The sequence below is a fragment of the Pseudomonas sp. LP_7_YM genome, assembly GCF_004364435.1.
Classification (GTDB): Bacteria; Pseudomonadota; Gammaproteobacteria; order Pseudomonadales; family Pseudomonadaceae; genus Aquipseudomonas.
Map to the genome: position 1 here is coordinate 1 of NZ_SOCT01000023.1, position 15,069 is coordinate 15,069.

The 15,069-nt window shown below is 58.9% G+C and carries 15 protein-coding genes; 9 read left to right on the forward strand and 6 right to left on the reverse strand.

What is annotated here, in order from left to right; translation table 11 throughout:
- Nucleotides 1-157: 157 nt before the first annotated feature.
- Together EC915_RS24220 and EC915_RS24225 are read right to left on the reverse strand one after the other, a co-directional pair.
- Nucleotides 158-412: an EF-hand domain-containing protein gene (locus EC915_RS24220; RefSeq protein ID WP_133752998.1), complete on the reverse strand. Its 255-nt coding sequence runs from the start codon at nucleotides 410-412 to the stop codon at nucleotides 158-160.
- A gap of 131 nt (nucleotides 413-543) precedes the next feature.
- Nucleotides 544-1,158 (reverse strand): flavin reductase family protein, encoded by a 615-nt coding sequence (locus tag EC915_RS24225; protein ID WP_133752999.1) that lies wholly within the window; start codon nucleotides 1,156-1,158, stop codon nucleotides 544-546.
- Between the two features lie 318 nt (nucleotides 1,159-1,476).
- Between EC915_RS24225 and aztA the strand changes: the two genes are divergently transcribed.
- The 5 genes from aztA to EC915_RS24250 all read left to right on the forward strand — a co-directional run bounded on the left by aztA (nucleotide 1,477) and on the right by EC915_RS24250 (nucleotide 6,675).
- The gene (aztA, locus tag EC915_RS24230; RefSeq protein WP_133753000.1) at nucleotides 1,477-2,223 is read left to right on the forward strand and encodes a zinc ABC transporter ATP-binding protein AztA; all 747 of its coding nucleotides are present in this window, start codon (nucleotides 1,477-1,479) and stop codon (nucleotides 2,221-2,223) included.
- Nucleotides 2,220-3,089: a metal ABC transporter permease gene (locus EC915_RS24235; protein WP_133753001.1), complete on the forward strand. Its 870-nt coding sequence runs from the start codon at nucleotides 2,220-2,222 to the stop codon at nucleotides 3,087-3,089. The genes aztA and EC915_RS24235 overlap by 4 nt, the downstream gene beginning before the upstream one ends.
- 27 nt (nucleotides 3,090-3,116) lie before the next feature.
- Nucleotides 3,117-4,004 carry a metal ABC transporter substrate-binding protein gene (locus tag EC915_RS24240; RefSeq protein ID WP_133753002.1) on the forward strand — a complete coding sequence of 296 codons (888 nt, stop codon included), beginning with the start codon at nucleotides 3,117-3,119 and terminating at the stop codon, nucleotides 4,002-4,004.
- A gap of 531 nt (nucleotides 4,005-4,535) precedes the next feature.
- Nucleotides 4,536-5,186 carry an HD domain-containing protein gene (locus EC915_RS24245; protein ID WP_133753012.1) on the forward strand — a complete coding sequence of 217 codons (651 nt, stop codon included), beginning with the start codon at nucleotides 4,536-4,538 and terminating at the stop codon, nucleotides 5,184-5,186.
- A 316-nt stretch (nucleotides 5,187-5,502) separates the two neighbouring features.
- Nucleotides 5,503-6,675, forward strand: coding sequence for a hypothetical protein (locus tag EC915_RS24250; protein WP_133753003.1), 1,173 nt, complete (start codon nucleotides 5,503-5,505; stop codon nucleotides 6,673-6,675).
- A gap of 120 nt (nucleotides 6,676-6,795) precedes the next feature.
- Here EC915_RS24250 and can read toward each other — a convergent pair whose 3' ends face one another.
- Nucleotides 6,796-7,437 (reverse strand): carbonate dehydratase, encoded by a 642-nt coding sequence (can, locus tag EC915_RS24255; RefSeq protein ID WP_133753004.1) that lies wholly within the window; start codon nucleotides 7,435-7,437, stop codon nucleotides 6,796-6,798.
- A gap of 149 nt (nucleotides 7,438-7,586) precedes the next feature.
- On the opposite strand from can, the gene EC915_RS24260 reads away from it, so the two are divergent.
- Nucleotides 7,587-8,000 (forward strand): serine kinase/phosphatase, encoded by a 414-nt coding sequence (locus EC915_RS24260; protein WP_133753005.1) that lies wholly within the window; start codon nucleotides 7,587-7,589, stop codon nucleotides 7,998-8,000.
- A gap of 143 nt (nucleotides 8,001-8,143) precedes the next feature.
- Here EC915_RS24260 and rimI read toward each other — a convergent pair whose 3' ends face one another.
- Together rimI and EC915_RS24270 are read right to left on the reverse strand one after the other, a co-directional pair.
- Complete coding sequence (gene rimI, locus EC915_RS24265; protein ID WP_133753006.1) at nucleotides 8,144-8,599, reverse strand: ribosomal protein S18-alanine N-acetyltransferase; 456 nt, start codon at nucleotides 8,597-8,599, stop codon at nucleotides 8,144-8,146.
- Nucleotides 8,589-9,401 (reverse strand): energy transducer TonB, encoded by an 813-nt coding sequence (locus tag EC915_RS24270; protein WP_133753007.1) that lies wholly within the window; start codon nucleotides 9,399-9,401, stop codon nucleotides 8,589-8,591. The genes rimI and EC915_RS24270 overlap by 11 nt, the downstream gene beginning before the upstream one ends.
- Nucleotides 9,402-9,545: 144 nt before the next feature.
- Here EC915_RS24270 and mksB point away from each other — a divergent pair, with 144 nt between their 5' ends.
- Genes mksB through mksF form a run of 3 tightly spaced genes read left to right on the forward strand, consistent with a single transcriptional unit; the run spans nucleotide 9,546 to nucleotide 14,351 of the window.
- Complete coding sequence (gene mksB / locus EC915_RS24275) at nucleotides 9,546-10,823, forward strand: Mks condensin complex protein MksB (protein ID WP_133753008.1); 1,278 nt, start codon at nucleotides 9,546-9,548, stop codon at nucleotides 10,821-10,823.
- A complete protein-coding gene (gene mksE, locus EC915_RS24280) occupies nucleotides 10,813-11,520 on the forward strand; it encodes an Mks condensin complex protein MksE (RefSeq protein ID WP_133753009.1) in 708 nt (235 codons plus the stop codon). The genes mksB and mksE overlap by 11 nt, the downstream gene beginning before the upstream one ends.
- On the forward strand, nucleotides 11,517-14,351 hold the full coding sequence (gene mksF, locus EC915_RS24285; protein ID WP_133753010.1) for an Mks condensin complex protein MksF: 2,835 nt from the start codon (nucleotides 11,517-11,519) through the stop codon (nucleotides 14,349-14,351). Before mksE ends, mksF begins: the two co-directional genes overlap by 4 nt.
- A gap of 76 nt (nucleotides 14,352-14,427) precedes the next feature.
- Here the strand turns inward: mksF and EC915_RS24290 are convergent, their stop codons facing one another.
- Entirely contained in the window at nucleotides 14,428-14,892 is a 465-nt protein-coding gene (locus EC915_RS24290; RefSeq protein ID WP_133753011.1) for a GNAT family N-acetyltransferase, read from the reverse strand.
- Nucleotides 14,893-15,069: the final 177 nt, after the last annotated feature.

The following is a 15,069-nucleotide window of genomic DNA, read 5'->3' on the forward strand; positions in this document are numbered from 1 at the left end:
TTTTTGGTAGCTCGCGTAACGCAGGTTTCTTTTTGGTTGGCATACATGCACCTCTTGCTCATGTTATGCCCGAACACAAAATTTCTGACACCCCCACGACTACACACTACAACCACAAAAATGACACCGTTCTTAACACATGCAGTCCACGCAAGGCCTAACCCAAGCCGGTGGCCAACCCGTCATTTTTTTCGGCGAACTTCAGAAACTCCATAAAATCGATGTCACCGTCCTTATTTGAATCGATGTCGCTGAGCATCGCTTGTACTTCATCGTCGGAGAACGATCCCAGAGCTTTCAGCGCCTTGCTTAGCTCAGACAAAGATATCTTTCCATCGTTATTGGCGTCAAAACGCTTAAAAATCTGTTCGTATTCTGCCGATTTTTCAGTTTCCACAGGATCGGTACTCATCTTGAAATTCCTTTTAGATTTGTCCCGGCTTCCAGACTGGTAGCCGATTAGCGAAATATCTACCCTCAAAAGGCAAACGTCTACTGTCAGAAGTGACAGTAGACAAACCCATCCCTGAGCTGTATCGCCTGCTAACTTCGGCGCCCGGATCGCTCCAACACCTTGCCATCCACCCCATCGCCAATCACCAGAAAATGCCCGCCCGCGACATGGTGAAGCGTGCGCAGCTCATCAAAGCCCTGGAAGTGCCAGTGGCCGTCGGAGAACACGCGCTCGTCGGCCCAGGCTGCCACCACCTCGCCGATGAACAGGTCATAGTGATTCTGGTTGTGCGGTTCGGGCAGCACGCGGCATTCCAGCCACGCCGCACAGCCCTCCAGCAAAGGCGCCTTGACGACTTCACCGGCGAAGGTTTGCAGGCCATAGGCCGTGAACTTGTCCACATCCTTTTCCTTGGAAATCTCCAGCCCTGAGGTTGATCCGACTGTTTCCACGATATCGATCTGGCTGATGGTCGGCACGTTGATCGCGAAAGTCCCGGAAGCTTCCAGCAATTGACGCGTCCACACGGATTTGTTGAGCACCACCGTGACCTTCGGTGGCTGGAAGTCCATCGGCATTGCCCACGCTGCCGCCATGATGTTGCGCTGACCGTCGTGGGACGCGCTGACCAGAACGGTCGGACCGTGGTTGAGCAGGCGGTAGCATTTGGCGAGAGGCACCGAACGGCGATGTGTGGCGGACATGTCGAAAAACCCTGAAAAAGAACAGACGTGGTCAGGGAAACTACAGGGTTTGTCATTGCAGGAAAACGCCGCTGTGATCAGCGCAGGCAACTGTCGCAATCCTGAACCGGCAAAAAATAGCCCTTTGCTCGCACCCAAAAAGAGTGATGTAATACTATAACAAAACATTTCAGGCACTGACTCCATGAAGCCCGTTCCCCCGCTTCCCCGCAATATCGCAACCTCCGCGCTCGCCCAGTCTGCAGGCAAGCGGATGCTGGTCTCGTTGGCCTTGCTCGCGTTGCTGTGGGTCGGCATTGCGTGGGCGGTGGCGATTCCATGAGCGCGGCGATTGACCTGCATGACCTGACAATGACTTACGAACGACGCCCCGCCGTGCATCACGTCAACGGACGCTTCGCTGCAGGCAGCCTGACGGCCATCGTCGGGCCCAATGGCGCGGGCAAGTCGACGCTGATCAAAGCCATCGCGGGAACCTTGAAGCCTGCGGCCGGACGTGTTGATCGCGGCAGTCTCGCGACGCGATACATTGGCTATCTGCCCCAGGCAGCGGAGATTGATCGCAGCTTTCCGCTGAGCGTGGCCGACACGGTGATGATGGGCGCCTGGCGCAGCATCGGAGCGTTTCGCGGGGTTACGCGCCAGCATGCCGAAAAGGCGCAAGAAGCCTTGCTGGCGGTCGGGCTGGAAGGCTTCGAACAACGCAGCATCAGCTCGCTGTCTTCCGGGCAGTTTCAACGGGTGCTGTTTGCCCGTCTTTTGCTGCAGGACGCATCGGTGATTCTGCTGGACGAGCCTTTCACCGCCATCGATGCCCGCACCACCCGCGACCTGCTCAAGCTGATCAGTACCTGGCACAGTCAGGGCCGCACCGTGATCGCCGTTCTGCATGACATCGAGCAGGTGCGCCAGCATTTCCCCAGCACCTTATTGCTGGCCCGGGAAACCATTGCCTGGGGCAATACCGCCAACATCCTTCACGCTGACAACCTGCGCCGCGCCAAAAACATGGCCGAGCACTGGAGCCCGGATGCGCAACCGTGTGATGAGGGGTCCATGCCATGACGCTATACACCTTGTTGATTCAGCCCTTCGTCGACTTCGGCTTCATGCGCCGCGCACTGGTGGCCTGCCTCGCCTTGGGCATCGGCTCAGGCCCCGTCGGCGTGCTGTTGATGTTACGCCGCATGAGTCTGGTGGGTGACGCCATGAGCCATGCCGTTTTGCCGGGCGCGGCAGTGGGATTCCTGTTTGCCGGTTTGTCACTGCCGGCGATGGGCTTCGGCGGCCTGATTGCTGGCCTGGCCGTGGCGCTTTTGTCGGGGCTGGTGAGCCGGTTTACTACGTTGCGGGAGGATGCCAGCTTTGCCAGTTTTTACCTGACGTCGCTGGCGGCGGGCGTGTTGATCGTCTCGCTGCACGGCTCCAACGTCGATCTGCTCCACGTGCTGTTCGGCACGATCCTGGCCATCGACGATCAGGCAATTTTCATGGTGGGCGCTATCGCATCCTTCACGGTGGTGCTGCTGGCGCTGATCTATCGCCCGCTGATTCTGGAATGCTTCGACCCTGGATTCCTGCGCGCGGTTGGCGGGCGCGGCTCGCTGTATCACGTGCTGTTTCTGCTGCTGGTAGTGCTGAACCTGGTGGCCGGGTTCCAGGCGCTGGGCACGCTGATGGCGGTGGGCATGATGATGTTGCCCGCCACCGTCGCACGATTTTGGTCGAGTTCTCTGACCGGGATGATCGTGATTTCTACAGCAGTGGCAACGCTGTCGGGTTTCATTGGCCTGATCGTTTCCTATCACATCAGCGTCGCTTCGGGGCCCGCCATTGTCCTGTCCGCGAGCGCGTTCTACCTGTTTTCACTGTGCTTCGGACGCAGCGGCTTCCTACGCCGTTTGTATCCGAGAACACACCTGTCCGGCTGATCGACTTCTTACCTCAAGGAAAACACAATGAAACGTTTGACGCTTCTTACCGCCGCATTGGCCTTGTCGGGCCTGGCCAACCTCGCTCAGGCAAAAACCCTGGAAACCGTGGCATCGTTTACCGTCATCGCTGACATGGTGCATAACGTCGGCGGCGATCACGTGCATGTCACTTCGCTGATCGGCCCCAACGGTGACCCCCACGTATACGAGCCAACGCCGAACGACGCGCAGGCCCTGAAGAAAGCCGACGTGGTGTTCGTCAGCGGCTTGCACCTGGAGGGCTGGCTCGACCGCCTGATCACCGCATCGGGGTACAAGGGTGAGCCGGTGGTGTTGTCCAACGGCATCAGGACCCGCAGCATGGAAGAGGACGGCGAAAAGATTACCGATCCGCATGCCTGGAACAGCGCGGTAAACGGCGTCGTGTATGTCAGAAACATCATCAAGGCGCTGCAGAAAGCCGATCCCGATAACGCCGCCGACTACAAGGCCAACGGTGAGAAATACATCGCCCAACTGCAGGACATGGACGCCTACGCTCGCGAGCAGATCAGCACGATTCCGGTCGCACAGCGCAAGGTGCTGACATCCCACGATGCCTTCGGCTATTTCGGCGATGCGTATGGCGTGACCTTCCTGTCGCCGCTGGGCTTTTCCACCGAGACAGAAGCGTCAGCTGCCGATGTCGGCAAGCTGATTACCCAGATCAAGCAGGAACGCGTCAGCGCCTACTTCTTCGAGAACTCCAGCGACCCGCGTCTGGTACAGCAAATCGCCAAGGCGAGCGGTGCACATCCGGGCGGAGCGTTGTATGTGGAATCGCTGTCGCCTGCCAACGGTCCAGCGCCGACCTACGTGAAGATGTTTCGCTACAACGTGGACAAGATGACGGCAGCAATGAAAGGCAAATAAACGCTCCGGCGGCGTCGAGGCGCACGGGCCTGCGGCGGACTGCGTCGCGCCTTGATGATCGCCCTTTCAGCGCCACGGCTGGTGCTGCCCATCGTTGCCGGGAGGCGGGTTCGCTGGCTATCGCCCTCGATGCTCTGCGCATCGGGTTGCTGGTGTCTGCAGACGGACTGTTCTAATTGAGCCACGACCTGCCGCAAGCCCGACGATGGCGTTTGCGTGGCAGATGCTGCTCACCGGGGTGGGCTTTGAGCGGCGCAGCTTCGCTACTGCCCGACGCTGGGCGAGCGCTGCTGATAACAGGCGACGCCGACGCGTTCAGCCGTCTGTTGCTGATTCTGACTGCGGTCACTGTGGCAACGGCTGCAGTGGTCTTCCTGTCCCTGAATAAAGGTACGCAGGCGGAAGATGATGTGCCAGAAATCGAGCAGACTGTTTAGGTTTGAACTAACGCCCGTTGAGGAAGCGAGCGTCTGGCGGCGGGTCAATCTTGTATGCTGGCTCAATCACCAGCCTGGATCGAAAGGAGATTCGATGATCGCCCTTAGCTTCGCGCCGTTTCAGGATCTGGCCGAAAGGCTGATCCCTCATACCATCGCTGAGCGGGCCGATGGCTCTCACGACATTTCACACCTGCATCGGGTCTGGAGCAATGTCTGCGCAATCCGCAACAAGGAAGGCGGCGATCACACGATACTGCTGGCGGCGACCTTGTTGCACGACTGCGTTGCGGTGGAAAAGAACTCGCCGTTGCGCTCCAGCGCGTCGCGTCTGGCAGCCGCGAAAGCTACGGAGTTACTGGCAGAAATGAACTGGGATGAAGAACGCATCCAGGCCGTCGCCCATGCCATCGAGTCCCACAGCTATTCGGCGAGCCTCACACCCACCACGCTCGAAGCAAAGATTCTCCAGGACGCCGACCGCCTCGACGCTATCGGCATGGTCGGCGTCGCCCGGTTGTTCTACGTTTCAGGACGCATGGGCAGCCACCTCTATGATCCGGGCGATCCACACGCACACCGCCGCGCGCTGGACGACAAACGCTATGCCGTCGACCACTTCAAAACCAAGATTTTAAGCCTGGCCGAGGGTTTTCAGACGCTTACCGGAAGGCAAATGGCGCAGGCAAGGCATGAACGAACCGAGCAGTTTTTGCGGGAGTTCATGGATGAGATTGCTGACTGAGGGCCTGCTTTAACGTCAACGTCGTAGCGTCGGGCTACACCGAAATCTCAGATGGCGTATGCGTCTTGAGCCAATCGACCAAGCGGCGTTCATCGGAGTCTGCCAGCCCGGTCCCAACACCTAGAACCTCTGAACCTCAGAACTCGATGGTGCAGAGGTTTGTGCGTTGACATCGCCGGCATAACGGCAGAGGCAAGCTGGCGCTCCCGCAAAAAAGTGGCCAACAGCCATAAGAAGTATTCCCTCCCCCGCTCATGTGTCTCATGATTGAGACATACCCGCTCAGACGGGTTCCTACGCCAACAAGGACATGAGCATGAAGAAAACCTCCGCACTGGGTCTGGCCCTCACCGCCCTGACTGTCAGCTTGAGCTCTGTTGCTCATGCCGATGTCGACGTTGCCTTGGGCAGCAAAGATCGCGTCACCCGCCTCTTTGCTTACCCCAACAACTGCAATGTCATCTGCTTTCGCAACTGGACGCTGGAGCAGACCGTCGAACATTACCTGACACAAAGTGTCCAGCGCGACGGCTACGCCAGCGCCACGGTGAGTGTGGTCAATGATAACGATAAGCTTCACGCAAAGATCAGCGGGGTACCGGATGGATACGATAAGCCGCTCACAGCCCTGCTGGATGCTGGCGACCTGGCGTACACAGGCGCGACAAAACTGAATAGCGAAGGGAAGTTCGCCTACAACTGGTACCTGTTCCTGCCGCTGGGCATGGCCCTTGAGAATCGCAAGAGCGTCGAGCTTCTGCACTTCCCGCCGGATTACTCGCTGATCCAGGCTCAGGACTACCTGCGCTCGGCCACCACCGACCGCTGGGCCGAGCTGCTGACCGACAACGGGATCCCGGCCGACCAGACACCCGCCTATCAATCCATCATCGATATCGCGCCTATCGCCGCCCCGTCTACCGCAGGCAAAGACCTGGAAGGCGTCTACGGCTACTTCAACGATTACCAGACCACCATGGTCCGGCAGTTCAGCCAGAGCGCGGCTGGCGCCTCATTGCCCATGGTGGCGTTCGGTGCCCCGGTACGCAATTGGCTGAAGGAGCAGTACAAGGTCACCGTGCCGGTGCTGGGCCTTGCAACCATCAGCCCTGCCGCCGGGCAAACCGTCTCGGTTCTCGGCTCCAATCATCCAAGCTACATCTGGTATGCGGCAGACAAGAGCAATTACGGCGGCGACGAAACCAAAGCCGACGATGCAGGTTTGAAGGTCATGGGCCAGGATCTGAGTGCGGCCTGCTGGCAGGCAGGCATGGGTCAGAAGCCAAGCACCGATGCGGCGGCGTTGCTTAACCAGTGCACAACCCATTGGCAAGTCACCAACAAAGTCGAGACCTGCAACCTGTTCTACACCTCGGTGCGCAACTTGACGGCTGATCAAGCGGCCGCAAAATGCCGGACGGGCACCGTATCGCGGCAGATCAAGCAACTGCAGAAACCGTTGCCCGAGTTGAAGCAAACAGAGCTGTAAACGCCCCCCCCTTGCCGGAGTGGGCCTGTCGTGTCAGGCGACGCAATACTGCCTGACACGAACAAGCTCGCTTTCTAATTGGACCGGGTCCGCGCTTCAATTACCTCCCCGCTCGAACCCTCACTCTCCCAGCGGACGCAACCGATACTGCGGCGGCAATTGCTCGAAGCCACTGATCGTGGTGTTCAGGCTTTTCCAGCGACCATCCTTGATGCCATAGATGCAGCCGTGAACCGACAGCGTCTGCCCACGATGCCAAGCGTTCTGCACGATGCTGGTGTGGCCCACGTTAGCCACCTGCTGAATCACGTTGAGTTCGCACAGCCGATCGACCTGCTCTTCCTCGGTCGGGAGTTTGCTGAGCAGCTCGCGATTTTCGTAATAGAGATCACGAATGGTCCGCAGCCAGCCGTCGATCAACCCGAACTGGCGATCCTGCATCGAAGCACGCACGCCACCGCAGCCATAGTGGCCGGTGACCAGGATGTGTTTGACCTTGAGCACATCGACTGCGTACTGAATCACCGACAGGCAGTTAAGATCGGTGTGCAGTACGACGTTCGCCACGTTGCGGTGAACGAACAGGTCGCCCGGCAGCATGCCGACGATTTCATTGGCCGGGACACGCGCGTCAGAACAACCGATCCAGAGGTATTCCGGCGTTTGCTGGCGAGCCAGTTTGGCGAAGAATTCCGGATCTTCTTCTTTGATGGCTGCAGCCCAGCGTTCGTTGTTATCGATCAGATCTTGTAATTCGTTCATGCGTTGATGCCTCGGAAATGATGCCTAGCTATGACAGGCTATTGGCGTTTCGGGTCACGCCGCTTCGCCATGAGCAGATAAGAACCTGAGTGAATCTTCGTCGCCGCCTCCGGTCCACCCATTAAGACCGCTCACAATGAGGATTTGCCATGAACGATTCACGCCGCCCTTTCGGTGCCACTCAGCCCGAACCGATCGACGACAACGAAGACCGTATGGGTTCGATGGAAGAGCTCAACTTCAACGACAATAACGAACCCAGCGGCCGAATCGGTGACACCATCCCCGCAGACGAGCTGGAAACCCGCATTCCCGACGAACGTGTGCGCGAAGCCGGGATGACCGGCGCCTCAACCGACGACCATAATCCGACCGACGATGACCTGAGCCCGGAAACCCTGATTCACGAAGATGGCGCGCGTTCGGCCCGTGAACAAGGCGAAGACGGCCCGGCTGATTTCGATCTAAGTGTGGTAGATGAGGACGACATCGGCGGCGGCGACGGGCTGGATGAAGAGGAAATGGCCATTTTCGATCCGCTGGATGGCAAGCCTGGGGTCTAACCTCAGCCCCGATAGTTGCATAGTCTTGTGGGAGTACGCCGGCTCACGAATTTGGCGCAGACCGCTTTGGTCTGAAAGTCATTCTTTGTGAGCAAGCCCACTCCCGCACAAGAATTCAACTGTCAGACCGGGAGCATCCTTGATCAGTCAGTCAACGTGCACGCCATCACCAGCGCATCCTCGCGCCCACCCACTGCCGGATAATAGTCACGACGCCTTCCAACTTCATTGAAGCCATAGCGCTCGTATAGGCGATAAGCTGACTGGTTGCTGGATCGCAGCTCAAGGAAACATTCGCGCCCGTTCAACTCATAAGCGCGCTTCATTAACTGGTCCAGCAGTAAAAGCCCCAGCCCACGCCCCTGGCTTTCCGGCTTGACCGTGATGTTGAGCAAGTGCGCTTCGTCGATGATCACGTTGATCACGCCATGGCCGACCTGCTGATTGCCTTCGAACATCAGCCAGATTTCGTAAGACTTGAGGCCGTCGAGAAAAATACCGCGGGTCCAGGGATGGCTGAAGGCTGCATATTCGATCTTCAGCACCGCATCCAGATCAGCTTCGGTCATGCGGCGAAACGTTACGGCATCACTCTTCATTTACGCTCTTCCAACGTCCCATCAATTGACGCATGGCGCGCCAGACATCGGCCTTGCGCTGAGGCTCGTCCATCAGCAACTCCAGACCCGGCAGCGCCCAGGCCGAACCCAGGCCTTCCACCTGGAATTCCAGATTGTAGGATTCGGCGTCAACCTCACCGGCAAAACGCACCGCGGGCAGTCCAATCAGCCACAGGCAAGTGCAGGGCGCCTCCTCGGTACGGGCGTAGAGAAACCCCTGAATGAAATCCCGAGCCGCTTCCGGCCCTTGGTCCATCTGCCCGCGCACCAGCAAGGGCCAGCGCACGGGCTCGCCGATGATCTGAGGGCTGTCGGGAAGACCTGCTGCGCGCAACATGTCCTTGAGCAACAGATAGGAAGGATCGCGACTCTGGAAAGGCTCGCCTGTGGCCAATTCAACCAATAGCAGGCAGCTGCCGGCACGCAGCAATTGCAACGCAAAACGCGGCGGCGGGACGACGGGCGCCTTCACCACTTCCGGAACGGGGTTGTCTTCCACAGGCTTGACGGCCGGTTTGACCGCCAAAGAAGGGCTCGGTATCTCGATCTTGGGCCGCCCGACTGCCCGCGTAACAGGCGCCGGTTTGGTAACCGTAGCCTCGTTGCGCGTTCGCGCAGGCGGGGCCAACGGCGAAGTCTGCACGACCTCCTCCTCAAATACCGGTATAGGCGCGAGCAGCAGCGGACGTGAAGGCGCAGCAAAGGGCAGTTCGGTACGCGGCAGCCAGCTGACCACCTGCATGGCGGTCAGATAAGCGCGGCGGCGAGGCTCATTGAGCAAGGGACAGCCACCTGTGGATAAAGTCAGGACGGGGATTCTACAGGCCTTCTACGTTTCACGCCGCAGTTGATCGACTGGGGGTGAAAACCAGACGCTTCGATGCAGTACAATCGCCGCTTTTATTTGCCAACCAGCGGCCATCCGATGATCGAACCTAAGCGGGTCCTGCGCGCCCTTGCCGAACACTGGGCGCTCCTTGAGCCACTGTGCGAGCACTTCGACCAAGGCACCCTGAGCCTGAGCGAACTGCGCTTGCAACTGGCCGCCCAGCAACTGGAAAGTACGCCTCAGGACATCACCCACCTGCTGGATGTATGGATTCGGCTCGACATTCTGGTTCCCGTGGCGAAAAGCCCGAACCGTTTCGAGCTGAACGCGCAGATCCACGATTTCCTCTCGTACCTGCGACGCGAGCACCGCTTGGGCCTGTGTCTGGAGATCGAAGCCTACCTGCGCCATCTGGAGCGGCTGGCCGGCTATATCCAGGAAGCCTTTGAAGCGCGTGACGCCAATGACCTCGCCCGGCAATTACGTCTGCTCGACATGCGCGTGCGCGATGTGCTGAAAAAGCTCGCCAACGACGAGCAGGCGCTGGTTTCTGTGGCCGAACGCGCCAAGACCAGCGACCGGCAGATCCCGCTGCGTCAGCGCTACGCCGAGGTGTTGGCAACCTGGGACGAATATGTCGAGCCAATGATCCAGTTGGTAAATGCCGACGGCGCCTTCGAACAAGGTGTGCGCAAGGTCGAGAACGTGCTGCTGCGCATGCTCAGCGACCAGCAACGCCTCGGACATCTGGTCGACGACGACATGTTGCTACGCACCCACGCGCGAATTCTTGAAATGCAGACCAGCGCGCAACTGACGCTGCGTCACGCCCGCGAACTGCTGCTGCCGCTGCGCGAAGAAGCCCGTCGTCACAACGCCGTGACCCGTGGCGCCGCGCTGGCGCTGTCGGCCATTCGACGCAGAGGGCTGGACGCCGTGCCGCAGGCCGCGATGCCGATGTTTACCCGTCCACAGAGCACGTTTCTCGGCAGTGCCAACCAGGTTGAGGCTTACGTCTACGCCTTGGCACGCTTCGAGCCAAAACCTGCGCGCTTTCCCAAGGCCAATGCCACCCGCAAGGGCGAGCCGACCCGGGCGCCGCGCACGGTCAAGGAAATGGTTGAACGCTGCGAAGAAGCCTTACCGATGCCGGATCTGATGGTCTGGCTACTGGAGCAGGAGCCGACCGGCGCAACCGACGAACTGTTGTACTGGTTCTCCCGCCTGTCGCGGGAAAAACGTTTCAAGCGCGAGCGTCTCGAACGCCGCGAATACCTGACCCAGGAGCATCGCGTCAGCCTGCGCTCCTTCGCCCTGCTCTCGAGCAAAGACGCCACCCCTGAGAATTCCGAGGGCAACGCCCATGCATCTTGATCTATCTGAACTGTCCCAGCTCGCGCCGATCTTTCGCGAGCTGTTCAAGGGTTACCACGTCAGTCGTCGCGATCCTGAACTTTATGCGCAACTGTCCACCTTTCAGGATCAGTACCGCACGCTGTTCAAGGCGCTGGGGTTCGAGCTGATCTGCGACACCCGTGGCTTCTATTACTTCGTACCGGACCTGGCAGCTGCACAGGTCAACAAGACGGCACAGCGCCTGGCTCTGTTTACGTTCATTCTCGTCGAGCATCTGGCCGACCAGGGCCGCGACCCGGTTGCAGTACTCGATGGCGGCAGTCTGGGCCGCGACGAGCTGCCTTCATTGCTGGAAAAGTACCGCGACCTGTTCCTTCAAGCCGAAGTGCAGACCCAGGAAGAGCTGGAAGAAAAGATCATGCGCCGCATGACTCAACTCGGGTTCGCATCCGAAGAGGTGGGGATCTACCGATTCCTGCCACCGATGCATCGCTTCCTCGATGTCTGCCTGTCGGTTCAGCAGGACCGTGATCTGGCCGCCAGCTTGCACAGTGACCTGCCGTTGCCGACTCCGGTGCTGATCGACAACGACAGCGATGAAAAGCTGCTGCAGACCGACGATCCGCTCGACCTCGCCGAGTTTGACGAAACACAAGAAACCGAAGAGCAGGCTCTGGCCCGTGCAATCGCCGACGAACAGGAGCTTGACGCATGAGCCAGGAACGCTACGGCATTCGCCGCTTCGCCCTGCTGAACACCGCCGGTTACAGCCTCGGGCTGTTTCCGCTGGAACACCCACTGTCGGTCTACGGCGCGAATAACCTGGGCAAAAGCGCATCGATCAACGCGCTACAGTTCCCGATTCTGGCGCGCATGTCGGACATGAGTTTCGGCAAGTACAGCCTTGATCAGTCGCGCCGCTTCTACTTCGCCTCCGACACCAGCTACATCCTCGTCGAAGTGGCTTTGCCCCACGGTCCGCACGTGATCGGCGTGGTCGGCCGCGGCCCCGGTGGCGGCTTCGGTCATCAATTCTTCGCCTACGCGGGCAAGCTGGATCTGGCGCACTATCAGAAGAACGACACCTGCTTGCGCCAGAAAGAGCTGTTCACCAATCTGGAGAGCCAGGGCCTGAAAGCCTATGAGCTCAAGCCGGACGAATTGCGCCGCTTGCTGGTCGGCGGCCACACCTCGATTCCGCTGGACCTGACCCTGATTCCACTGCGCTCGACCAGCGAGCAGAGCCTGAAAACTTTCCGCGCACTGTTTATCAATCTGCTGCACATGCGCGAAATCACTGCCGCCAAGCTCAAGCAGCTGTTCCTCGATGCATTCGAACATAGCCTGCGTTCGGGTAGCGTCGATTACATTGCAGCGTGCGAAGAGGCCTTTCGCGACGTGCGCCGCATGGAGCAGGACTACAACGCACTGGTCCTTGCCGGTCCGCTGGTCGAAGCCCTGGCCAACGGCGTCAAGCAACGCGACATTCTGCGCGGCAAACTGCATCGCTTGTCACCGCTGCTCGATTCGTTGCTGGGTACATGGCAGGACTATTCCAACGCACGCAAGGAAGAACTGGTCATTCAGGCCGAGCACTACCGCGGCGAACAGGATGCGCTGCAGAACGATCAACGCGGCGGCACTCAGGAGCTGATGCGTCTGGAGCGTGAGATCAGCAACGTCCAGCGCTGGATCGGCGAATTGGCCGTATTGAAGAACCGCTTTGCGCTGGTTGACGACGTGCGCATGCTTGAGCAGCAACTGCTGGCGGCCAAGGACGCTCACGACGAGTTCGCTGGTGCCTTGGCTCAGTCCCGTCAGTTCAGTGCCGAGGATCTGGATGAGCGTCTGCGTGATCTGGAAAAACGCCTGAAGTCGGTCAAGCAGCAGCTTGATCACGCCGACAACAACAGCTACGCCCGCCTGCGCGAGGAGTTTTCGCAGCCGGACGTCGAGCGCTTGATGCGTTTGTTCAACAGTGCACTGTTCAGCCTGCCATTGGGCGAGCAAGGCATTGCACTGGACGACGGCGACGCATGGGTCAAATCCCTGGAAGCCATCCTTGACGGCTTCAAGGGCGAACGTTTCGAGGTGCCTGGGCTGTCGATCAACCTGTCGCATATCGAGCCACCTGCGTTGCAGGCGTTGGCCGATCGTGCGGCGTTGCGTGATCAGAAAGAGCGTCTGGAAAAAGAACTCAAGCAACTGAAAACCCAACAAGCCGTGGCGGCTGATCGGGCAGCGAGCAAGACCCAAACCGAGGCGCTGTACCAGCAAGTGCTGGACGCCCAAAAGGCTTTGGAAGATTTCCGTCGTACCCAGACGCTGAGCGCCGAAGAAGGCGAAAAACTCGAGCAACTGGCGCAGATGGAAGCGGCGCAGGACGAACTCAAGCGCTCCAGCGATGCGTTCACCGAGCGCGTTCAGCAACTGTCGGCGAAACTGCAGCTGGTTGGCCGCCAGATCGGTGATCTGGAATCCAAGCAACGCACGCTGGATGACGCGCTGCGTCGCCGTCAGTTGCTGCCTGCAGACCTGCCCTTCGGCACGCCGTTCATGGAGCCGGTGGACGACTCACTGGACAACCTGCTGCCGCTGCTCAATGACTACCAGGACAGCTGGCAAGGTCTGCTGCGTTGCGACGGTCAGATCGAAGCGCTGTATGCGCAAGTGCGTCTTAAGGGTGTGGCCAAGTTCGACAGCGAAGACGACATGGAGCGCCGCCTGCAACTGCTGATCAACGCGTACGCGCATCGCACGGATGAGGCGCTGACGCTGGGCAAGGCACGCCGTGCGGCCGTGACCGACATCGCGCGTACGTTGCGCAACATCCGCAGCGACTACGACAGCCTGGAACACCAGTTGGCCTTGTTCAACCGCGAGATCAACCGTCGTCAAGTTTCCAACCTGGAAAGCTTTCGCATCGTGCTGGCACCCAATAAGGAAGCGCTCAAGCATATCGATCAGATCATTCATAGCGCCGGTCAGTACGAAGAGGGCGAGACACTGTCAGTGTTTGACCTGAGCCAGAGCGCAGAGCAGGACAACAAGAACGAGGAGGCCAAGGAGTATCTGGCGCGTCTGGTGGCCGCGAACCACAACCAGCTGGGCCTTAAGGACCTGTTCGAGCTGGCGTTCGAGATCACCAAGGTCAACAGCCAGCCGGTTATTCACACTGATATTGATGGCGCTGCGTCCAACGGTACGACCATGACCATCAAGGCGCTGACCAACATGTACCTGCTGCTGCACTTGATGGACCGCGACCAAGCCGGCCGTGTTCGTCTGCCTTATTACCTGGATGAAGCAGCGGACATCGACGAACGCAACCAGGCTGCACTTTTGGAAACAAGTCTGCAATTGGGTTTCGTGCCGATTCTTGCGAGCGTCAAGCCACAAGTATCGGCGCACGTCGCAATCGACCTGGAAGGCGGTAGTGGCCCTGCAGGTATCTACATTGATGAGGCAGACTGGAAGTACATTCGTCGCCGTGACGAGGCCGATACAGTAACGGCTGTTGCACTGGCGCACGCGTCTTCTGGGTGAGCAGTATTAAACGGTGAAGAAGAGCCCTGCAGCGATGTGGGGCTTTTTCTTTTGTTGATTGGATACCAAGAGGCTGTCAGTCGAGCACCTTCTCCAGAAACAAACTATTGGGATCATCCTCGTACTCTCCAAACGGCCCTCTGCGCCGGTAGCCGTTGCACTCGTAGAATGAAATAGCTTCGTGTTGCAGGTAACCGGTCTCAAGCATCAGATGAAGGCAGCGCCTTAGTCGTGCTTCTTTTTCCAATATCGCAAGCAGCCCACCCGCAAGACCTTCCCCTCGAAACGCTGGCTGGGTGAACATCCGCTTCAGCTCGCCATGCGTTGGGTGCACTACCAAGGCGCCGCATGCAACAGCTGACCCGTCAGTTGAGCGTCCAACAGCGAAAAGTACATTCGTCGCTGAAAGAGCACTGATATCTACTCCGTAATGACTTTCAGTCGGGTAAAGCGGCGTTTGGTAAGCATCCAGCGCCTCGATCAGCGCAATAATCTCTGGCTGGTCGGGCGACTCTAGCGAAAAAAGGTGCCCTTTTTTCATCGCGCTTTCGCTCCTGTACCCGTTCTCACTCCCGAGTCCATTAATGGGAGACTACAGAGGGGCATTGCCGTGCATCCACGAGGGGGATGCAGGACGCTGGCTTTTCCGCGCGCAAAAACAAAACCCCACCTGCTTGCGCAGACGGGGTTCTGAAATTCAATCTTGACGATGACCTAC

Bases quoted from the DNA above. Each gene is read 5' to 3' on its own strand.
- EC915_RS24220 (WP_133752998.1), bottom strand. From the start codon at position 412: ATGAGTACCGATCCTGTGGAAACTGAAAAATCGGCAGAATACGAACAG.
- EC915_RS24225 (WP_133752999.1), bottom strand. From the start codon at position 1,158: ATGTCCGCCACACATCGCCGTTCGGTGCCTCTCGCCAAATGCTACCGC.
- aztA (WP_133753000.1), top strand. From the start codon at position 1,477: ATGAGCGCGGCGATTGACCTGCATGACCTGACAATGACTTACGAACGA.
- EC915_RS24235 (WP_133753001.1), top strand. From the start codon at position 2,220: ATGACGCTATACACCTTGTTGATTCAGCCCTTCGTCGACTTCGGCTTC.
- EC915_RS24240 (WP_133753002.1), top strand. From the start codon at position 3,117: ATGAAACGTTTGACGCTTCTTACCGCCGCATTGGCCTTGTCGGGCCTG.
- EC915_RS24245 (WP_133753012.1), top strand. From the start codon at position 4,536: ATGATCGCCCTTAGCTTCGCGCCGTTTCAGGATCTGGCCGAAAGGCTG.
- EC915_RS24250 (WP_133753003.1), top strand. From the start codon at position 5,503: ATGAAGAAAACCTCCGCACTGGGTCTGGCCCTCACCGCCCTGACTGTC.
- can (WP_133753004.1), bottom strand. From the start codon at position 7,437: ATGAACGAATTACAAGATCTGATCGATAACAACGAACGCTGGGCTGCA.
- EC915_RS24260 (WP_133753005.1), top strand. From the start codon at position 7,587: ATGAACGATTCACGCCGCCCTTTCGGTGCCACTCAGCCCGAACCGATC.
- rimI (WP_133753006.1), bottom strand. From the start codon at position 8,599: ATGAAGAGTGATGCCGTAACGTTTCGCCGCATGACCGAAGCTGATCTG.
- mksB (WP_133753008.1), top strand. From the start codon at position 9,546: ATGATCGAACCTAAGCGGGTCCTGCGCGCCCTTGCCGAACACTGGGCG.
- mksE (WP_133753009.1), top strand. From the start codon at position 10,813: ATGCATCTTGATCTATCTGAACTGTCCCAGCTCGCGCCGATCTTTCGC.
- mksF (WP_133753010.1), top strand. From the start codon at position 11,517: ATGAGCCAGGAACGCTACGGCATTCGCCGCTTCGCCCTGCTGAACACC.
- EC915_RS24290 (WP_133753011.1), bottom strand. From the start codon at position 14,892: ATGAAAAAAGGGCACCTTTTTTCGCTAGAGTCGCCCGACCAGCCAGAG.